A 19091-nucleotide genomic window follows, 5' to 3' on the forward strand; every position below is an offset into this window, starting at 1 on the left:
CCCCTGTTAACCTGAAAATCCATATGGCACATACTCAGCCTTCTCTTCTTTTTCTTTCTTATTCTCATCAGTGCCAGCCGCATCACTGCCAGCTGCCTCAGATGCTCCGGACTGGGCTGCAGATGAGGCTGCGCCAGCTGCACTGCTTGCGGCTGAACTGCCGGAACCACCTGCGCTACTACCGGATGACGAACCACCGCCGCCAGAAGCAGCAGCAGCTGAACCACCACCCGCACCACCGGATGATGAACCACCACCGCCACCACCAGCGCCGCCGCCTCCACCACCGCCACCGTTGGTCTGCTCAATCGCACCGCTGCCTGCACTGCCGCCGCCGGAGCCGCTTGGGTCTGCGCCGCCACCGCCGCCCCCTTTGGCGCTTTTCGGGCCTTTGATGTATTCCAGCTCAGCCGGTAGTTCCGCATCTTCACCGGCATAGCCGCTGCCACTGCCTGCGCTGCCGCCGGAGTTCAGGCCGATTTTTGCACCTTTAAGCGATACACCGCCCGGATCGACTTTGACGAAACTGCCACCGGCTTTCAGGGTCAGCTCGTTGCCAGCCTCCAGCACCACGGTTTCACCCGCCTTGATGTGTACTTCTGTGCCGGTTTCATTGACCCACACTTTTCCGGCTTTGATATGCATGTCACCGTCAATCACCAGGCTCTGATTACCGGTGATTTTCTCGCGGGTTTCTTCTTCCACGGTTAAGTGGCTGTCTTTTTTAATGTGCGTCCAGCGGTTGTTTTCAATCGTCAGATGCCGGTCGTTTTTCACATGATGAATTTCATCATTCTCGGTGATGAGGTCAGCATCTTTCTGGCCGTGGATAAAGATCTGCTCGCTGCCGGACTGGTCTTCAAAGCTCAGCTCGTTATAGCCTTCGCCCTGATGGGTTTCAGTGCGTAGTACGGTTTTGGTTTTGTTATCCGGCAATGCATACGGCGCTTTATTGCTGGCGTGATAGGTTCTGCCGGTCACAATCGGCTGGTCCGGATCGCCGTTGAGGAAGGAGACAATCACTTCATGCCCGATCCGCGGGATCATCACCGTGCCGTATTGCGGCCCCGCCCAACCCTGCGACACCCGGATCCAGCACGAGCTTTTATCATCGGTGTTGCTGTATCTGTCCCACGGAAAATGCAGTTTCACCCGGCCAAATTCATCACAGTAAATCTCTTCACCATCCGGGCCAACCACAGTCGCGACACACGGGCCATCGACCTGAGGTTTCGGCTGTGGCATCGCCCGCCAGACTTTATCACCGGTGATCAGTTTAAACTGGTTGGCGTAAGTGGTGGCACCGGCGCTGCTGCCTTCTTCCAGCGCCTGCGGCTGGCTGCCCTGATGGCTTGAGCAGACCACAATCCAGTCCCGGTTCATCGCCGGGTCAAAGTGGTCACCGACATAAAAATGCAGCCCGGCCTGAAGCCGTGGCTGGTCACTTTTGCCGGTCGCGGTGTGATATTCCCGCCGCAGGGCATCGAGGCGGATTTGGGTATACGCTTTGCCGTTGCCGTCGTCTTTAAACCGGCCGGGATGGTCGAAGTATTCATAGGTTTCCAGCTGGTTGATATTCACCGCTTCAACCGTCTGCTTAAAGCTGTAGCCGGGCTTTTTAAAGCTGTAATCCTGCATCTGAATCTTGTTGGATTCAGACTGATAATGCTCAGACAGCGACGAAATATAAGGTAAATCACTGCTGCCACCGGAGAGGTTGTTATACAGCACCGGTTCATCACGGGTCGGGAAACCTTCCGGATCATCGGTCAGCAGCAGAATATGTTTGTCCGCCTGATGGATAAAGGTGTACATGATCCCTTCTTCAGCCGCCAGCCGGTGGAAGAATTCCAGATCACTCTCGCGGTACTGAACGCAGAATTCACGTTTAGCGCAGGTACGTTTGATGCCATCAATGTAGTCATTGATCTCCATCTCTTTCATCAGGATAGAAAGGATTTCCGGCACGGTTAAATCCTGAAAACTGCGGCTGTTGCGGCGCAGTGCTAAGCGCTCTAAAGACGGCACCAGCGTCAGGGAATAGAACGAGTGATGATGGCCGGTATCGCCCCGGCTGAAGTTACGGATAATACCGTGCACCCGCTGGAGCACAAAACCATCGCGGATCACTTCCAGCAACGCGGTGTGGTCCACCATCTGCACCGCCGTCAGCCCCGCGCTGCGACTGGCAATATTGATATGATAACGATACCCGTACACCGGATTACCCAGTCCGTCTGCTCCGGCAGAAATGGCATCGGTGCCCTGAAAATCACGCACGACCAGCGTGTCATCTTCCACCCCGTCGATGGTAAGACGAAAACCTAACCCAGACATAATTGATTACCTTATTTCTTAAGATTCTTGTTATTTAGCTGAACCAGCTGTCACCGGGCGCACTGAAACGGCGGTATACAGGCCACCCGAATATGATTGTTATACGTAAATTACCTGAAAAACAATGTTCAAATTGCTTACGTATAACGGCAGAAGACTATGATACTGTTTCATATTTGTTCGCACACGGGCATTGAGAAAAAAGCGGCTAACGGAACAACAAAAAAGTGATGTTAATTCCATTTATTGGTGTGTTTTTTTGTTATTTCAAGATGAATCAATAGAGCTGGTTGTTTAATGAACAATCCAGAGCAACAGAATAAGGGGATGACGACATAATAAAACACCTGAATCAACGATTCAGGTGTCAGCATTCAGAAAGGAAATCAGGTAAAGCGGAAATCAGCACTCTTCTTCGTCATAGGCTTCAAACTCAATGCCCATCGCGGTCATGATTGCTTTCGCTTCTGCGGGAATATCATCCGGACGGTCTTTTCTCAGATCCTCATCCGTTGGCAGCGGCTGCCCGGTATACGCATGCAGAAAGGCTTCACACAAGAGCTCACTGTTGGTCGCATGGCGCAGATTATTAATCTGCCGGCGGGTCCGTTCATCGGTGAGTACTTTCAGCACTTTCAACGGAATCGACACCGTGATTTTCTTCACCTGCTCGCTCTTTTTTCCGTGTTCCGCATAAGGACTGATATATTCACCATTCCAGTCTGCCATCACTTATCCTCATTTCTGTCTTGCTGATACCCGTGATAAAGCAGTAACGCTGGTTTCTTTCAGGTATCGTATCAATCATTGTCCCCGTAAAGTATAGGGAATTACATGCTCAGGCATATCGCCGAGCCAACATTCTAGCTTTATTTACTGCTACAAGCAAAGACATATAGCCATCTGGATGTATTGACGTCTCAATGTCATATCAGTAAAGTATGCAGACATCACAATAAACCACTATGATGCCTTGATAAGCAGCTTTCACGAAAAGAAAGGAATCCGCTATGAGCACACGCAAGCCAGCCACCATTGCAGTCCGGACCGGCATTGAGTCTGACACCCAATACCATGCTGTTGTTCCGCCAATTTATCTCTCAACCAATTATGGGTTTCCGGCTTTTGGCGAAGTCCCGGAATATGATTATACCCGTTCAGGTAATCCGAACCGCGGACTGCTGGAACAGGCACTGTATGAGCTGGAAGGCGGTCAGGGTGCAGTGATTACGAACTGCGGTACCGCCGCTTTGAATTTATGGGTATCCGCATTTCTCAACCCCGGAGAGCTGTTAATTGCGCCGCATGATTGTTATGGCGGCACCTACCGGCTGTTCCATAACCGGGCACTGAAAGGTGATTTTAAGGTGAAGTTTGTTGATCTGTGTGACGAAGCGGCACTTGAGGAAGCTATCGCACTCAAACCCAAACTGATTTTGCTGGAAACCCCTTCCAATCCGCTGGTCAGGGTTGTGGATATCGAAAAAGTCTGCCGGAAGGCAGACGCTGTGGGTGCCATGGTCGCGGTGGATAATACCTTCCTGTCACCGGTATACCAGCAACCTATCTCTCTTGGCGCAGACTTTGTGATTCACTCCACCACCAAATATATCAATGGTCACTCTGATGTGCTGGGTGGCGTGATTATCAGTAAAACTGCGGAGGATGCAGAAACGCTCGCCTGGTGGGCAAACTGTATCGGCGCTTCCGGCACACCATTTGACAGCTATTTAACTCTCCGGGGCATCCGGACACTGGGTGCGCGGATGCGTAGTCATGAAGAAAATTCACAAAAAATTCTCAGCTATCTTCTGTCGCACAAGATGGTCGGAACAGTGTATCATCCAAGCTTACCGACGCATCCGGGACATGAAATTGCGAAAAAGCAACAAAAAGGCTTTGGTTCAATGCTAAGCTTCGAGTTTGCTGGCAGTTACGCCCGGTTACAGAAGTTCGTCAGCCAACTGCAACTGTTCTCACTGGCAGAATCATTGGGTGGCGTTGAAAGCCTGATTTGTCATCCGGCATCGATGACTCACCGGGCCATGGATGATGAAGCACTGGTGAACGCAGGTATCTCACAGCAATTATTGCGTTTATCAGTCGGCCTTGAGGATGCCGATGACCTGATCGCCGATCTGGAACAGGCCTTTACCCACGCGCAGGAGGAAAATTAATGGTTACACCACGTCAGCTCCACAAGTTTGGTGGCAGCAGTCTTGCCAATCCGGAGTGTTATCGTCGTGTTGCAACGATTCTCAAAGAGTATTCACAAAGTCATGACCTCGTTGTTGTTTCCGCAGCAGGAAAAACAACCAATAATCTGATTGCCTTTGTGGACTCACTTTCATCACCCCATGAAGCTCATGCGATTCTCAATGATATTCGCCAGTTCCAGCTTCATTTAATCAATGACTTACTGGATGGTGAAGTCGCGCAGGCATTAGCGGCCCAACTGAGTGATGAAATCAGTTATCTTGATTCTCTGACAGCGCCGCTGGAGGAATATGAGCGTAATGCGATTCTGGCGCACGGAGAATCATGGTCGTCCAGAATTATGGCGGCCCTGCTCAATCAGCAGGGTCTGGTTGCCATTGCACAGGATGCCCGCACCTTCCTGAGAGCTCATGCGGGAGCACAACCTGAAGTTGATCGGGCAAAATCTTACCCGTTATTGCAGGAGATTCTGGCTCAGAATGCTCACCAGCGGGTCATTTTCACCGGCTTTACCGCCCAGAATGATGATGGCAAAACGGTCTTGCTGGGACGCAATGGTTCTGATTATTCAGCCACGATTATCGGTGCACTGGCAGAGGTTGAGCGGGTCACGATCTGGAGTGATGTGGCCGGTGTGTACAGCGCCGATCCCCGTGTGGTTGAAGATGCCTGCCTGCTGCCTTTACTGCGTCTGGATGAAGCCAGTGAACTGGCACGTCTGGCGGCACCAGTCCTGCACAGCCGGACGTTACAGCCGGTTGCCCAGAGTTCGATTGATCTCCATCTGCGTTGCAGTTATCAGCCCGAGTCCGGTTCAACCCATATTGAGCGGATTCTGGCCTCAGGCCGGGGCGCCAAAATTATTACCTCGCTGGAAGATGTACTGCTGCTGGAAGTGCACTTTAGACAAGGGCATGATTTCAGCCGCCAGCAACTACAGGTCACTGAGCTGCTGAAGCGGGAACAGCTGATACCACTGGCCGTGGAATTGCAGGAAGAACACAGCCGGATACGTCTGGCCTATACGGCAGAGATCGCCAAAGATGCGATGAGCTGCCTTCAGGCAAATATTGCTGACGCTGAATTTTATATCAAGGGTGGTTATTCTATGGTCGCGGCGGTTGGCGCCGGAATCACTAAAAATGCCAACCATAGTTTCGGTTTTTATCAGCAGATTAAACAGTCTTCACTGGAATTTATTGATACACCGGAATCTGAACTCAGTCTGGTGGCAATTCTCCGTCAAACCCCGCTTCAGCCGTTGCTGACTGCCCTGCACTCTCAGATGTTTCAGGCACATAAGCGTGTGGCACTTGCACTGTGTGGTAAAGGAAATATCGGTGCCAGCTGGCTGAAATTATTTGCTGAACAGAAAGCAGAGCTGGAAAAACGCCGGGAAATGAATTTTGAGCTGGTCGCGATTGTTTCCAGTCAGGAATACTGGCTTGATGAAGAAGGGATTGATCCGGTTCAGGCTGAAGCCCGCTTCAGCGAACAAGCAGTTTCGTATGAAGATGATGAGTGGCTTTCAAGACTGGGACAACTCAAAAACTATGACGATGTGATTGTGCTGGATGTCACGGCAAGTAAAAAGCTGGCTGAGCAGTATCTTGACATCGCCGGTCAGGGAATGCATCTGATTTCAGCCAATAAAGTGGCTGGCTCAGCAAGCAGTGACTATTACTATCAGGTCAAGGAAGCATTTTCAAAAATCAGTCGTCACTGGTTTTACAATGCAACCGTAGGGGCCGGACTGCCAATCAATCATACGGTCCGGGATTTAAGGGAAAGCGGTGATGAGATTACTGCGCTTTCCGGTATCTTCTCCGGTACCTTATCCTGGCTGTTCCAGCAATATAACGGTATGATTCCGTTTAATGAGCTGATCGATCAGGCATGGCAGCAAGGCTTAACCGAACCAGACCCGCGTAATGATCTGGACGGTTCTGATGTGATGAGAAAACTGGTGATTCTGGCGCGTGAATCCGGACTGGAGATTGAACCGGATCAGGTTGTGGTCGAGTCGCTGGTGCCGGACGAACTGGCTGCACTTTCTCTGGATGATTTTCTGGATAAAGGCTCCCTGCTGGATGAACAGCTTTCCCAGCGTCTGGAAAAAGCACGTAAAGAAGATAAGGTACTGCGATATGTCGCAAGGCTCGAAAAATCAGGTAAAGCAAGTGTGGGTATCGAAGCGCTGCCGCAGGAACACGCGCTGGCTAACCTGTTGCCATGTGACAACATTTTTGCCATAGAAAGTAAATGGTATAAAGATAATCCGCTGGTGATTCGTGGTCCGGGTGCCGGGCGGGATGTCACTGCCGGTGCCATTCAGTCTGATATTAATCTGCTTTCGGGGCTGCTTTAGTCTTTGAGGTGATTGAATCGTCTGTGAGGTGAATTCACTCCCTGAATCACTGATAAGCATTTCAATTCTGGCGCTGTCATCACAGCGCCTTTTTTATGCCGGTTTTCCTTTTTTGCTCCATCTGATACTCATCTGAAAAATAAATTGATCATCTGGATATGTCTGGTGTAACAAATTACAAGGGCATGGCTGTTTCGTACAAAAAACATCACATCAGCTCTATAATCATATATATCAATCACCTGCGTCCGTAGCATTTCTGGTTGAAAAATACTCACTATCAACATGAATTTATTTCAGGTTGCTCGCGTTGACATGAGAAGTGTTTCAAGAGAATATCTGGACATATAGACGTCTAAACGTAAAAAGACGACAGATGCAGTCCATCATCAAGGGGAGAGGAAGATGGGATACTCACATGCGAGCCATATTGATGCGCTCAACCAGAATATTGCAGAGCTGTCTGATGACATCAATGTGTCATTTGAATTTTTTCCGCCCAGCACACCGAAAATGGAAGAAACGCTGTGGAACTCTGTTCACCGGCTGAAAGATTTACAACCCAAATTTGTTTCCGTCACTTATGGCGCAAACTCAGGTGAGCGGGACAGAACTCATTCGATCATTAAAGAGATTAAATCTCAGACAGGCCTGGTTGCTGCGCCGCACTTAACCTGTATTGATGCCAGCCGTGAAGAACTGATCCATATTGCGGATGATTACTGGGAAAACGGGATTCACAACATTGTGGCACTGCGTGGTGATATTCCGCCGGGCGGCGGTCACCCGGATATGTATGCTTCTGATTTGGTCACATTGCTGAAAGAACGTCATGATTTCGATATCTCAGTGGCGGCTTTTCCTGAGGTACACCCTGAGGCGAAAAGTGCGCAGGCGGATTTACTTAACCTCAAGCGCAAAATTGAAGCCGGTGCAAACCGTGCGATTACTCAGTTTTTCTTTGATATTGAATGTTATCTGCGCTTCCGGGATCGCTGCGTTGCAGCCGGGATCGATGTGGAAATTGTACCAGGCATTCTTCCGGTCAGTAACTTCAAACAGGCATCGCGTTTTGCCGCCATGAACCATGTCAAAGTACCGGGCTGGATGGCAAAACAATTTGAAGGGCTGGATGATGACCCGACCACCAGACAGCTGGTTGGCGCCAGTCAGGCAATTGATATGATTCGTGTGCTGAGCCGGGAAGGTGTGAAAGATTTCCATTTCTATACACTGAACCGTGCTGAAATGACTTACGCTCTCTGTCATACACTGGGAGTGAGACCGGTACAAACGGTCTGAAACCATAACCTCTTCCCTGATTGATAAGATTTTTCAATCAAAGAAATGCCGGCGCCTTGCCGGCATAAGCGATCTGACCGGATGAGTGACTGAAACCGTTACTCGACATCTTCCATTTTTCCAAGCAAACCACGGATGCGTTCCTGCCACGCTGTTTGCTCTTTCTGAACGTCCTGCACCCGCTGTTCCAGCTGCTCTTTTTCAGCTTTCAGCCCGCTGGCTTCTTCAACCAGCTTTTGCTTTTCTTCTTTCAGCTCTTCTACTTCCATCTGAAGCAAAGTAATGGTGTCTACAGCTGCCTGAACTTTTGCTTCTAACTTTTCTAATACTTCAAACGACATATCCAGTAATATCCTATATGGTCCGATACTTAAAAACTGCTCTATTCTACTCAGCCCTTGTACCATACACACGCCTTATCATGAAATATTTATACTGTTCGCTTAAAAAAGAAACGTGATTTGACAATAAACTAACTTTTTTACCGCCACCTGATGTCACCGGCCCATCAACACCATAATAATATGCATGCTAACTTATATATCCAAATGACCTCAAGATGCAGGGTTCAGATGACCTGAGTATAAGAAACTGCCGTGATTTTTTAGCGGATGTGATAGAATCCGCCCCATACCTCGGTGTACGTAACTTATGGAGTTCTCATGAAACGCGATTTAGCAATGGCATTTTCCCGGGTCACGGAAGGTGCAGCGCTGGCCGGTTATAAATGGCTTGGGCGCGGTGATAAAAATGCAGCAGACGGTGCAGCAGTAGAAGTCATGCGCAGCCTTTTGAATAAAACTGAAATTACTGGTGAAATCGTTATCGGTGAAGGAGAAATCGATGAGGCGCCGATGCTGTTCATCGGGGAAAAAGTCGGCGCAGGTGGTGATGAAGTTGATATCGCGGTCGATCCGATTGAAGGCACCCGTATGACGGCGATGGGCCAGTCAAATGCGCTGTCTGTACTTGCAGCAGCAGATAAAGGCTGCTTTCTGAAAGCGCCGGATATGTATATGGAAAAGCTGGTCGTTGGCCCCGGTGCGAAAGGCTGCATCGATCTGCACCTGCCTTTGGAAGAAAACCTGAACAATATTGCCAAAGCTTTGGGTAAACCTCTTGATGCCCTGGTTGTGATTACATTGGCGAAGCCTCGCCATGACAAAGTCATCCAAACCATGCAGGAGATGGGAATCAAAGTGTTTGCTGTGCCGGATGGCGATGTGGCAGCTTCGATTCTGACCTGCATGCCAGACAGTGAAGTGGATGCGATGTACTGTATCGGCGGCGCACCGGAAGGCATTGTCTCTGCTGCGGTTATTCGCGCTCTGGATGGCGATATGCATGGCCGTTTGCTGCTTCGTCAGGATGTGAAAGGTGAGTCGGATGAAAACCGGATCATCGGCAGTCAGGAAATGAACCGCTGTAAAGAAATGGGAGTCACCCCGAATGTGGTGCTGAAAATGGAAGATATGGTCAGCAGTGATAATGTTGTCTTCGCCGCAACCGGCATTACCAAGGGCGATCTGCTTGATGGTGTAACCCGTCAGGGCAATATAGCGACCACAGAAACCTTGCTGATTCGTGGTCGCTGCCGGACGATTCGCCGGATCAAATCAACCCATTATCTTGACCGGAAAGACCCGGAAGAAAGAAGCATTATTCTGTAACGTTTTCATACATAAAAAAGACCGCAAAAGCGGTCTTTTTTACTGCTGACAAACATGACGAATCAATTTGAGTGATCGCGCAATATTTCAAAACTGATTCGCCATTTATGGCAAATCAGAACAGCTCCTGAGCAACCTTATACAAGTCATGGCGTACCGGACGCTTCATATTTTCAATCGCGTCGATAATGTCATGATGAACCAGCTCTTCTCTCTGAATACCAACACAGCGGCCACCATGACCTTCCAGCAATAACTGAACTGCATAGTTCCCCATCCGTGAAGCCAGAACACGGTCAAAGGCTGTCGGACGCCCGCCGCGCTGAATATGGCCCAGCACTGTAGCCCGCGTTTCGCGGCCTGTCGCTGATTCTATTTTCTTCGCCAGTTCATTCGCATCCATCATCAACTCAGTCAGCGCGATAATCGCATGCTTTTTACCTTTTGAGATACCGTCCTGAAGATTAGAAATCAGTTCATCCATATCCATGCCGGTTTCCGGCGTGATGATGTATTCACAACCACCGGCAATCGCAGACATCAGAGTCAGGTCGCCACAGTGACGGCCCATGATTTCAACGATAGAAATACGCTGGTGAGAAGAAGACGTGTCGCGCAGGCGATCAATCGCATCAATGACTGTGTTCAAAGCGGTCAGATAACCAATAGTGTAGTCAGTTCCGGCAATATCGTTATCAATAGTTCCCGGCAGACCAATACATGGATATCCCATTTCTGTGAGTTTTTTCGCCCCCATGTAGGAACCGTCACCACCAATCACGACTAATGCTTCAATGCCATGTTTTTTCAGATTTTCAATCGCTTTTTCGCGCACTTCAACTTCTTTAAATTCAGGAAAACGCGCTGAACCAAGAAATGTACCGCCACGGTTAATCACATCAGACACACTGGAGCGATCCAGTTTGACGATCCGGTCCTCATAAAGTCCCAGATAACCGTCATAGATGCCATAAATTTCCAGATCAGCACCTAAAGCTGTACGAACGACGCCCCGGATCGCTGCATTCATTCCGGGTGCATCACCACCACTTGTCAGTATCCCGATTTTCTTAATCATGTTTACCCTCTGAATCTTAAAATTATTGCTATAAATTATGTCTCTGCCTACCCAATATCCGGCACACAGAAAGTATCTTCAGATATGACTCTCTTTCAGCTTAGTCTATACCCGGTCATTCTCACTAAAACCGCACCTTAAGGTGGCCTGGGTATATTATTTTACTCTTTTTTTGCATCGAAGATTAAGTCTTAATTGTGCGAAGTATTACAACTTTATAAAAGGTCGTTGTTGATTCATATCAGAATAAACAGAAATTATTTCATGCTTCTGACAGGGATATGACGGTTTCAAAGGAGGAAAAGCCGGATAAATCTCAATTTATCCGGTGTTCAAAAGCGGATGGGAGAAACATATTTAGCGATTATAAAAAACTGTTTTTCGATGCGAATTAACTGTATATACCCAAGCAGCCTGAAGATGCATGATTCAGCGTGCAGCCGAAAGGTGCAGTTCAAGGAAAGGGAATGCAGGAATGTCCCCACCTTTCAAATTCTCTTGACGCAGAAATGTGCCTTTCAGCTCACGCCCTGCGGGTGAGTTTGTCTGGCTTTGATACAGCGTGACTGATTTTCAACGTAGAATGGCTATGTTTTCAAATCAGTGCCTTGTCTCAAAGCCAGACAAATCTCACTGAACCCTGTATCTTCAGGTTGTTTGGGTATATACCCAAACAACCTGAAGATAGATTACCAGCCATTCAGTTTTTGTTCTTCTTCAGCCCCAAGAACAACTGAATATGGATCATGGTGAACTAATACATCGGCGCCCGGGAAATGTTTCACCAGAAGCGCTTCCACCTGATCGGAAATACCATGGGCATCAATCAACGGTAAATGGTCATCCAGCTCCAGATGCAGCTGAATAAACCGCACCGGACCAGACATTCGGGTTCTGACACCATGCAGCCCTAAGACACCATCCACCGACAGGCTTAACTGTCGAATCTGCGCAATCTCTTCATCCGGTAATTTACGATCTAATAATGTTTGTATCGCTCCGTAAACGATCTTGAAAGCACTAACGAGAATAAACACGCCAATCCCAATCGCAAAAACAGAATCCGCCTGACCCAATCCCAGCCAGCTCAGTCCTAAAGCCAGAATGATGACAGCATTCATCCATAAATCAGACTGATAGTGCAATGAGTCTGCAGCAATCGCCTGACTACCGGTCTTACGCACTACATACTTCTGGAACAGCACCAGACCAAAGGTAATGATCAACGCGATCACACTGACATAAATACCAAATTCAGGAGACTGCAGTTCGTGAGGACGGAAAAAACGATCAATCCCGTTCAGGATCAGAAAACAGGCAGAACCGGAAACAAACATGGCCTGTGCCAGTGCGGCAAGCGACTCAGCCTTACCATGGCCGAATGTATGTTCCCGATCGGCTGGTTGCAGAGCATAACGAACCACAATCAGATTAACGACAGATGCAGCAATATCCAGCAAGGAATCAATCAGTGAAGCCAGCAGGCTGACGGAGCCGGTCAGCCACCATGCCATCACCTTCATCACCAGTAAGACGACTGCAACACACGTTGCGCCCCAGGCAGCCAGGCTCACCAGACGTACATATTCTTTATTCATAGTTTTTTATTCAGTAACCCAAAATACTGCTAAATACTATATACCTAACAACCGGAAGATGCAGCGCCCAACAGCATATGCCATTTGACTTCTATGAAGTGCAACAAAAAAAGGCAGCATAAAATGCTGCCTGAAGTTATAAAAAAACAAGGAGAAAAAAATCAGCGATTATCCGCGGGGACCTCGTCCCTCACCCTCTTCACCACCAAACCGGCCATGGCCCGGGCCTTTCCCCGGACGAGGTGGTTTACAATGGTCGAAAGGTTTAAGTTCTATCATGACTTCCCACTTTTTCTGCTGCTCTGATGTCAGCACTTTCATGATGTCATGATGCATCCGCATCTGCTTGACCTGTCTGTCCATGCGCGCCTGAAGACGTCTTTCAGCTTGCGTATCCGTCATTTCTTTCGCAAGCTTTCTGGCGGCCTTTTCATCAAAGTTCTTCGCCAGTTCTATTTTCCGCATTTCTTCGCGGAAATGGCGCATCTTATTCCGTTGCGATAGGCGGTCTTCGCGCATTTGCTCACGTTCTTGCTTACGAATTGCCTGAATTTTATCAACCTGCTCCGATGTCAGATCAAGGACGCGGATCATGGCACGTTCACCACCAATGCCACATTCTTCTGGTCCGTTGCCGCGAAACGGACCATTTTTACCCTGGCCACCCGCAGCAAAAGCGCCGACACTCCCCAGTGTCAAAGGTACAATTATCGCTGCCAATATCACTTTCTTCATGCCTTTCATCCTTTGCTCCTCCCCGGTAAATTGAAGCTTTTTCATACGACATGGGGTAAGCTTAACGGCTCTCTGGTCAAGTGACGTATAGAGTCAGTAAAAGATTGTAAAGAGCTTAATGAGGCATCAATCTCTGTCGGATTTAAAGGTAATATACTTAAACTACCTGAGGATATCGTGTGCGGATTACCCGGGTACAGACGAACAAATAGAAAAAGCGGAGAAACGCTATGTCCCACATACTGATAATTGATGATGATACCGAACTCACTTCACTGCTGAGGGAAGTGCTCAGTTATGAAGGTTTCACCGTTTCTGAAGCAAATGATGGCGAAGCCGGACTTCAGGCGCTGGATAGCCTGGATAAAGTCGATCTGGTTTTGCTGGATGTCATGATGCCAAAAATGAATGGCACGGAAACACTGAAGAAAATGCGTGAAACCCGCCAGACTCCGGTACTGATGCTGACGGCAAAAGGAGAAGAAATTGATCGGGTGATCGGCCTTGAACTGGGTGCAGACGATTATTTACCCAAACCATTCAGTGATCGTGAATTACTGGCCAGAATCCGTGCTATTTTACGGCGGACACAGCATACCACCTTACAAAAACCCAAAGACTCAGTCGAATATCAGGATTTACGGTTATATCCGGGCAAACAGGAAGCTTACTGTAAAAGTGAGTTACTCGATCTGACAACAACTGAGTTCGCTTTACTCAGCCATTTCGTTCAGCATCCGGGAGAAACGCTGACCAAGGAGAATCTGAGCATGGATGTACTCGGAAAACGTTTGGCCGCTTTTGATCGCGCCATCGACATGCATGTCTCCAATCTCAGAAAAAAATTGCCTGAACGACCTGACGGAAAACCACGGATCAAAACCCTGCGGGGCCGCGGATATTTAATGATTGCGGAGGATTGATGCGGTTTCCTGAGTTAAACAGTCTGTACGGACGCATTTTCGCTATCTTCTGGTTAAGTATATTTCTGGTGTTAATCGTCGTGCTTTCACTGCCGACACTCGACCCGAGAAAAACGAAAGACTTATCGACAGGTGAATACAATCATCTCATGGATATTAAAGAGTCAATTGAACTCGAATATGCCGGAGAGCTGAACCTGTCACGGATTCTCAACCGGCTCTCACGGCCGGTGGAAGATCCGGGCGGAAAAGTGCGCATGCGTTTTTTCCTGACCGATTCTGACGGGAATCTTTTGTCATCCGACAAAAGGCCGCCGGAAAAAAGACCACCAGAAAAGCGGCCGCGTCCGGAACGGGCTGCGCCTCAGCAACAACCACCGCCACCACCGCCACCTTTTCCGGGGTTCAGGGTGAAAGCGCTGAAAAACTTTATCACCACTATTGATTCAATCGATCAACCCAAGCAACGTATGTATGGCCGTTATGTGATTTCCGGTCCTTTGCCGATTGAGCTGGCGCAGAGCAAACTATTGCTTTATGTCGCTTTAGTGGGCGATCATTCTCCACCGTTTATCTTCCGTTTGCTGGACAGCCCGGTTTCTTTCCTGCTCATGGTGATGTTAATCAGCACCCCGCTATTACTCTGGCTTTCGTGGGCGCTCAGCCAGCCGGCACAGCGTCTGGCTCAGGCTGCACAACGGGTTGCCAGCGGAGAGTTCCGCAGCGATCCATCTCTGGAACAGGGGACGTCAGAATTCCAGCAGGCAGGTCAAAGCTTTAACCGTATGGTTGAAGCCGTTAACAGTATGATTTCAGGCCAGCAGCGTCTGCTCTCTGATATCTCCCATGAACTACGCTCTCCCTTAACCCGGTTGCGCATGGCAAACGCGCTGGCGATCAGAAAACAGGGGGACAGTAAAGAACTGGAACGAATTGATACCGAAGCACAACGTCTGGAGCAGATGATCGGAGAACTGTTAGAGCTATCCCGGATGCAGCTCAACAGCCATATGGAACGGGAAGTGCAGCCACTTTCAAGCCTGTGGGAAACATTACTCGATGACGCCATTTTTGAAGCAGAGCAGCTGTCTAAAACATTAAAATATACCCCGATACCCCAGCGGGTGATTTCAGGAAATCCGAAGTTACTGATGAGTGCGCTGGAAAATATCACCCGGAATGCGGTTTGTTACGGAAAAGATGAAATTCAGGTCACTTTCGCTGACGCAGACAATCAATTAACTATCACGGTCGAAGATAATGGTGAAGGCGTTCCGGAAAGTGAATTAGATGATATTTTCCGTCCTTTTTACCGGGTATCGGAGGCTCGTGATCGTCACAGCGGCGGGGCCGGACTGGGGCTTGCAATCACTGAAAATGCTATTCGTCAGCACAGTGGTTCTATCCGTGCAAGCCGAAGCCCAATGGGTGGCTTAATGGTGACCATTCATTTACCGCTCAGAGACCCGAATCAACCAGCCTGAATTGTCGGTCCCTGACCAGCCTGACATTCTCAGGCTGGTTGGCTGCTTAAACACAACGGGTATACCGAATCTGACGAATCTGACGGAGCACTGCACCTTTCACTGATTTAGGTATATACTTCCCTTCCCTGTTATCAACCAGCTAACGAAGTGCCTTCCATGTTTGAAATCGCTTTATTCGAGCCTGAAATCGCCCCGAATACCGGAAATATTATTCGCTTGTGTGCCAACTGCGGCGCCACACTTCATTTAATTGAACCTTTGGGCTTTGACCTGGAAGAAAAGAAGGTCCGCCGGGCCGGGCTGGATTACCGCGATCTGGCGAATGTTATCCGCCACGCAGACTACAATGCTTTTATCAATTATCTGGAAAAGGAAAGAACATGTTACCGGCTGTTTGCCTGTACCACCAAAACAACCGGCCATCACGTCGATGCAACTTATCAGGAAGGTGATGTGTTGTTATTCGGCCCTGAAACCCGCGGACTACCGGCAGAAGTGATTGCCAGCCTGCCGGATACCCAGCGTATCCGCATCCCGATGATGCCTGACTCAAGGAGCCTGAATCTGTCGAATGCGGTCGCGATTATTGCTTTTGAAACATGGCGTCAATTAGGATTCAAAGGTGCGATTTAATACAGAATTTTATTTCAGACGATCATGATGATCGTCTTTGCGTTCGTATTCACCTTCGTAGGTCTGCCCTTCTGATGAATCACTTTGATGATCGTGGTGATGTGTATTCTGATTAAATCCGGAATTGAATTGTCCCTGAACTACCACTTTCCCCATTAAGTAACGGGCCAGACTTGCTCTTGGCCCCGGCAACAACACAATCATTCCCATCATATCGGTCATAAAACCGGGAGTAAGCAACAAAACACCAGCCACAGCAAGCATCACGCCTTCAAGGATCTGCTGAGCCGGTAATTCACCCGCCTGTATTCGTTGTTGCACGGTCAGTAAGGTTTGTATTCCCTGACTACGAACCAGCGATGCACCGACAAAAGCTGTAATCAACACCAACCCAATCGTTGGCCATAGGCCGATAAAACCACCAACCTGAATAAACAGGCCAATTTCAATTACCGGTACGGCAATGAATAAAACTAAGATAATCGGAAACACAATACCTCCTGCTGTCAGTTTTCTCATTTTAGCGTAATTCGCTGATAAATCCGATGCATTCCCTGTGCAGAAACAGAATATTTCCCGGACAAGACTGAGAATAAAGTGTTCAACAAACCCCGCTTATCAATAGCTTTCACGATATGTTGGCGGAAATCTGACCATTGAACTAAGTTTTAAAATGTTTAGCTAATCACTTGGTCTCATAATGAAACGGATAATAAGAACAATTCAAAAAATGATCATGCTCTGGCTGGGTCTTTCAATTATATCTCTGGGTTATTATTTTCACTTTACCCATGAATCACAGCGTTTTCTGCTGACACAACTGAAAGAACAAAACCATCAATTCATGAATTATATTGAATCGGGTACTTTGAGTTTACATCAGAACTTACAACAGATTTTTTATCAGCTCAGCCATTCCCCATTGCTGGATGACTTTGCCGTTTCTGAATTGCCGAAGCTCAAGCAATATATACAGAATGAGTGGTTAGTGACTCTGACCAATAACCGGTTCATTTACCAGCTTCGCTACATTAATAATCATGGCCGGGAAGTGATTCGGGTTGATAATCCGCCACATGACCCGCATCCACATATTGTCGCAGATGAAAGACTCAGAAATTTGTCAGATACCAATTACTATAACTACGCCCGTCAGCTTAATACCGGTGAACAAGGCTATTTTGGTATCAAAGTCGAACCGGAAACCAATCAACCGGTTATCCGGATGATTTTTCCTGTTGAAGATCAGTATCAGCGGCATGGTTACTTCATCGCCTGCCTGAACATTCTCGACATTATTCAGGAGATTACGGCCAATGAGCAAGGATATAACGTCAGTCTGGTTAATGCGAACGGAGACTACGTGATCAATAGTCATCCGGAAAAATCACGCCCGGAGCCGACATCAGATAAAAGAGCATACAATCTGGCGACCAAATCCCCAAAACTCTGGCAGGCCATTCACCAGCTCACCAAAGTTAACGGAGACTATCACACACAAGATGGACTGTATTCCTTCCGTAATTTTCAATCCGGTATCTTACATTCTTCTTCCAGCCTGGTTCTGATGGTCATGATGTCTCATCACCAGATTCAGCACATGCTCACCCAACGGGGAAAAGAAGTACTGACAAATACTGTCACACTCGAACTGATCCTGGGGTTATTTGCTGCAATTCTGGCTTTATTCTGGGAAAACTATACGCAGAAAAAGCTGGAGCACACATTCAATCAGATCGTTATCGATAACAGTGCTGCAGTCGCTCTCACCGATGACCGTCATCATATCCTTCATGCCAATGTGCGGTTCTGTGAACTCACTGAAAAAGAGATTTCTGAAGTGAAGGGCAAACCAATTTTATCTCTGCATCCATCCGGAATCCGCTACAGACATGCATTAAAACAACTGCATGATTGTGGAGAATGGCACGGAGAGCTTCAGATTGGCCGTCGGGAAAACCCCCGCACCTGTAAGGTGGAAGTCAGGGCGATGAAGAAAAACCAGTACTTTGTCTATTCTCTGAGTGACATCTCTGAACAATATGAAACGATCCGGCAATTAAAGGAGAAAAATGAAAGAGACCCGGCAACCATGTTATGGAATAAGGCGAAGTTTCATAAAACACTGTCCCATTATTCTCAATTAAGTGCCCGCTACGAAGGACAGTATCCATGCTGCCTTGCGATTATCGATATTGATGATTTCAAAAACATCAATGATACCTACGGACACGCAACCGGAGATCATATCATTCACTGGCTGGCAAAGCAGCTCAAAGCAAAACTCAGGGACACCGACTTTATTGCCCGCATCGGCGGAGATGAGTTTGCCGTCATCATCCAGAACGCCAGACCAGAAGCAACTCGGCAACTGATGCAAAGACTATGTGAAACCATCGAACATTATCATGCTCATCCGTTAACCATCAGTATTGGGGTTACTGCAATTACAGATGATCCTCAGGAGTGCTTCAGTAAAGCAGATCAGGCACTTTACCTGTCTAAGCGTAAAGGCAAAAATTGTATTTCAATCCACGGGATACAGCCACTTCCTATGGTTGAGGCGATTCATTCCGTTACCTGATTCACTGCCGGCTTCAGCCATATATACCCAAACAACCTGAAGATGCAGGTTGCTTGGGTATAGAAACACAGGTATAGCCTTGATGGTTATTTGGTATACAATGAACAGAAGAAAGTGATTCTTGTGCTGTGCCTCACTATTCTGTTGATACGTTGAGCT

Annotated in this window: 15 protein-coding genes; 8 read left to right on the forward strand and 7 right to left on the reverse strand. The window is 48.0% G+C overall.

Annotated features, from left to right (window positions below; translation table 11 throughout):
• Positions 1–6 precede the first annotated feature (6 nt).
• Complete coding sequence (locus OC443_RS17550; RefSeq protein ID WP_073585847.1) at positions 7–2337, reverse strand: type VI secretion system Vgr family protein; 2331 nt, start codon at positions 2335–2337, stop codon at positions 7–9.
• Between the two features lie 402 nt (positions 2338–2739).
• Positions 2740–3066, reverse strand: a complete 327-nt coding sequence (metJ, locus tag OC443_RS17555) for a met regulon transcriptional regulator MetJ (protein WP_073585846.1) — start codon at positions 3064–3066, stop codon at positions 2740–2742.
• 281 nt (positions 3067–3347) lie between these two features.
• On the opposite strand from metJ, the gene OC443_RS17560 reads away from it, so the two are divergent.
• The 3 genes from OC443_RS17560 (at position 3348) to metF (ending at position 8224) form a co-directional block, all read left to right on the forward strand.
• Positions 3348–4514 (forward strand): O-succinylhomoserine (thiol)-lyase, encoded by a 1167-nt coding sequence (locus OC443_RS17560; RefSeq protein WP_073585845.1) that lies wholly within the window; start codon positions 3348–3350, stop codon positions 4512–4514.
• Entirely contained in the window at positions 4514–6922 is a 2409-nt protein-coding gene (locus OC443_RS17565; RefSeq protein WP_073585844.1) for a bifunctional aspartate kinase/homoserine dehydrogenase II, read from the forward strand. Before OC443_RS17560 ends, OC443_RS17565 begins: the two co-directional genes overlap by 1 nt.
• Before the next feature lie 405 nt (positions 6923–7327).
• Positions 7328–8224 (forward strand): methylenetetrahydrofolate reductase, encoded by an 897-nt coding sequence (gene metF, locus OC443_RS17570; RefSeq protein ID WP_073585843.1) that lies wholly within the window; start codon positions 7328–7330, stop codon positions 8222–8224.
• Between the two features lie 98 nt (positions 8225–8322).
• Here the strand turns inward: metF and zapB are convergent, their stop codons facing one another.
• Positions 8323–8565, reverse strand: a complete 243-nt coding sequence (gene zapB / locus OC443_RS17575; protein ID WP_073585857.1) for a cell division protein ZapB — start codon at positions 8563–8565, stop codon at positions 8323–8325.
• Positions 8566–8886: 321 nt separating this feature from the next.
• Between zapB and glpX the strand changes: the two genes are divergently transcribed.
• Positions 8887–9894 carry a class II fructose-bisphosphatase gene (gene glpX / locus OC443_RS17580; protein WP_073585842.1) on the forward strand — a complete coding sequence of 336 codons (1008 nt, stop codon included), beginning with the start codon at positions 8887–8889 and terminating at the stop codon, positions 9892–9894.
• A gap of 115 nt (positions 9895–10009) precedes the next feature.
• Here glpX and pfkA read toward each other — a convergent pair whose 3' ends face one another.
• From pfkA to OC443_RS17595, 3 genes are all read right to left on the reverse strand, one after another.
• Complete coding sequence (gene pfkA / locus OC443_RS17585) at positions 10010–10972, reverse strand: 6-phosphofructokinase (protein WP_073585841.1); 963 nt, start codon at positions 10970–10972, stop codon at positions 10010–10012.
• 689 nt (positions 10973–11661) lie between these two features.
• The gene (gene fieF / locus OC443_RS17590) at positions 11662–12570 is read right to left on the reverse strand and encodes a CDF family cation-efflux transporter FieF (protein ID WP_073585840.1); all 909 of its coding nucleotides are present in this window, start codon (positions 12568–12570) and stop codon (positions 11662–11664) included.
• A 168-nt stretch (positions 12571–12738) separates the two neighbouring features.
• Positions 12739–13305 carry a Spy/CpxP family protein refolding chaperone gene (locus OC443_RS17595; RefSeq protein WP_159440373.1) on the reverse strand — a complete coding sequence of 189 codons (567 nt, stop codon included), beginning with the start codon at positions 13303–13305 and terminating at the stop codon, positions 12739–12741.
• Between the two features lie 230 nt (positions 13306–13535).
• On the opposite strand from OC443_RS17595, the gene OC443_RS17600 reads away from it, so the two are divergent.
• From OC443_RS17600 to OC443_RS17610, 3 genes are all read left to right on the forward strand, one after another.
• Positions 13536–14228, forward strand: coding sequence for a response regulator (locus OC443_RS17600; RefSeq protein WP_073585838.1), 693 nt, complete (start codon positions 13536–13538; stop codon positions 14226–14228).
• Positions 14228–15712, forward strand: coding sequence for an envelope stress sensor histidine kinase CpxA (gene cpxA, locus OC443_RS17605; protein WP_073585837.1), 1485 nt, complete (start codon positions 14228–14230; stop codon positions 15710–15712). The genes OC443_RS17600 and cpxA overlap by 1 nt, the downstream gene beginning before the upstream one ends.
• Positions 15713–15871: 159 nt before the next feature.
• A complete protein-coding gene (locus OC443_RS17610) occupies positions 15872–16348 on the forward strand; it encodes a tRNA (cytidine(34)-2'-O)-methyltransferase (protein ID WP_073585836.1) in 477 nt (158 codons plus the stop codon).
• Positions 16349–16357: 9 nt separating this feature from the next.
• On the opposite strand, the gene OC443_RS17615 is transcribed toward OC443_RS17610, so the two are convergent.
• The gene (locus tag OC443_RS17615; RefSeq protein ID WP_073585856.1) at positions 16358–16840 is read right to left on the reverse strand and encodes an FxsA family protein; all 483 of its coding nucleotides are present in this window, start codon (positions 16838–16840) and stop codon (positions 16358–16360) included.
• Between the two features lie 208 nt (positions 16841–17048).
• Between OC443_RS17615 and OC443_RS17620 the strand changes: the two genes are divergently transcribed.
• Entirely contained in the window at positions 17049–18932 is a 1884-nt protein-coding gene (locus OC443_RS17620) for a sensor domain-containing diguanylate cyclase (RefSeq protein WP_073585835.1), read from the forward strand.
• Positions 18933–19091 lie beyond the last annotated feature (159 nt).

It is taken from the genome of Vibrio quintilis (assembly GCF_024529975.1).
Taxonomy (GTDB): domain Bacteria; phylum Pseudomonadota; class Gammaproteobacteria; order Enterobacterales; family Vibrionaceae; genus Vibrio; species Vibrio quintilis.

Coding starts and splice junctions, on each gene's coding strand:
- OC443_RS17595 (WP_159440373.1), bottom strand. CDS start 13,305: ATGAAGAAAGTGATATTGGCAGCGATAATTGTACCTTTGACACTGGGG.
- cpxA (WP_073585837.1), top strand. CDS start 14,228: ATGCGGTTTCCTGAGTTAAACAGTCTGTACGGACGCATTTTCGCTATC.
- metJ (WP_073585846.1), bottom strand. CDS start 3,066: ATGGCAGACTGGAATGGTGAATATATCAGTCCTTATGCGGAACACGGA.
- pfkA (WP_073585841.1), bottom strand. CDS start 10,972: ATGATTAAGAAAATCGGGATACTGACAAGTGGTGGTGATGCACCCGGA.
- OC443_RS17620 (WP_073585835.1), top strand. CDS start 17,049: ATGAAACGGATAATAAGAACAATTCAAAAAATGATCATGCTCTGGCTG.
- glpX (WP_073585842.1), top strand. CDS start 8,887: ATGAAACGCGATTTAGCAATGGCATTTTCCCGGGTCACGGAAGGTGCA.
- fieF (WP_073585840.1), bottom strand. CDS start 12,570: ATGAATAAAGAATATGTACGTCTGGTGAGCCTGGCTGCCTGGGGCGCA.
- OC443_RS17600 (WP_073585838.1), top strand. CDS start 13,536: ATGTCCCACATACTGATAATTGATGATGATACCGAACTCACTTCACTG.
- zapB (WP_073585857.1), bottom strand. CDS start 8,565: ATGTCGTTTGAAGTATTAGAAAAGTTAGAAGCAAAAGTTCAGGCAGCT.
- OC443_RS17610 (WP_073585836.1), top strand. CDS start 15,872: ATGTTTGAAATCGCTTTATTCGAGCCTGAAATCGCCCCGAATACCGGA.
- OC443_RS17550 (WP_073585847.1), bottom strand. CDS start 2,337: ATGTCTGGGTTAGGTTTTCGTCTTACCATCGACGGGGTGGAAGATGAC.
- OC443_RS17565 (WP_073585844.1), top strand. CDS start 4,514: ATGGTTACACCACGTCAGCTCCACAAGTTTGGTGGCAGCAGTCTTGCC.
- OC443_RS17560 (WP_073585845.1), top strand. CDS start 3,348: ATGAGCACACGCAAGCCAGCCACCATTGCAGTCCGGACCGGCATTGAG.
- metF (WP_073585843.1), top strand. CDS start 7,328: ATGGGATACTCACATGCGAGCCATATTGATGCGCTCAACCAGAATATT.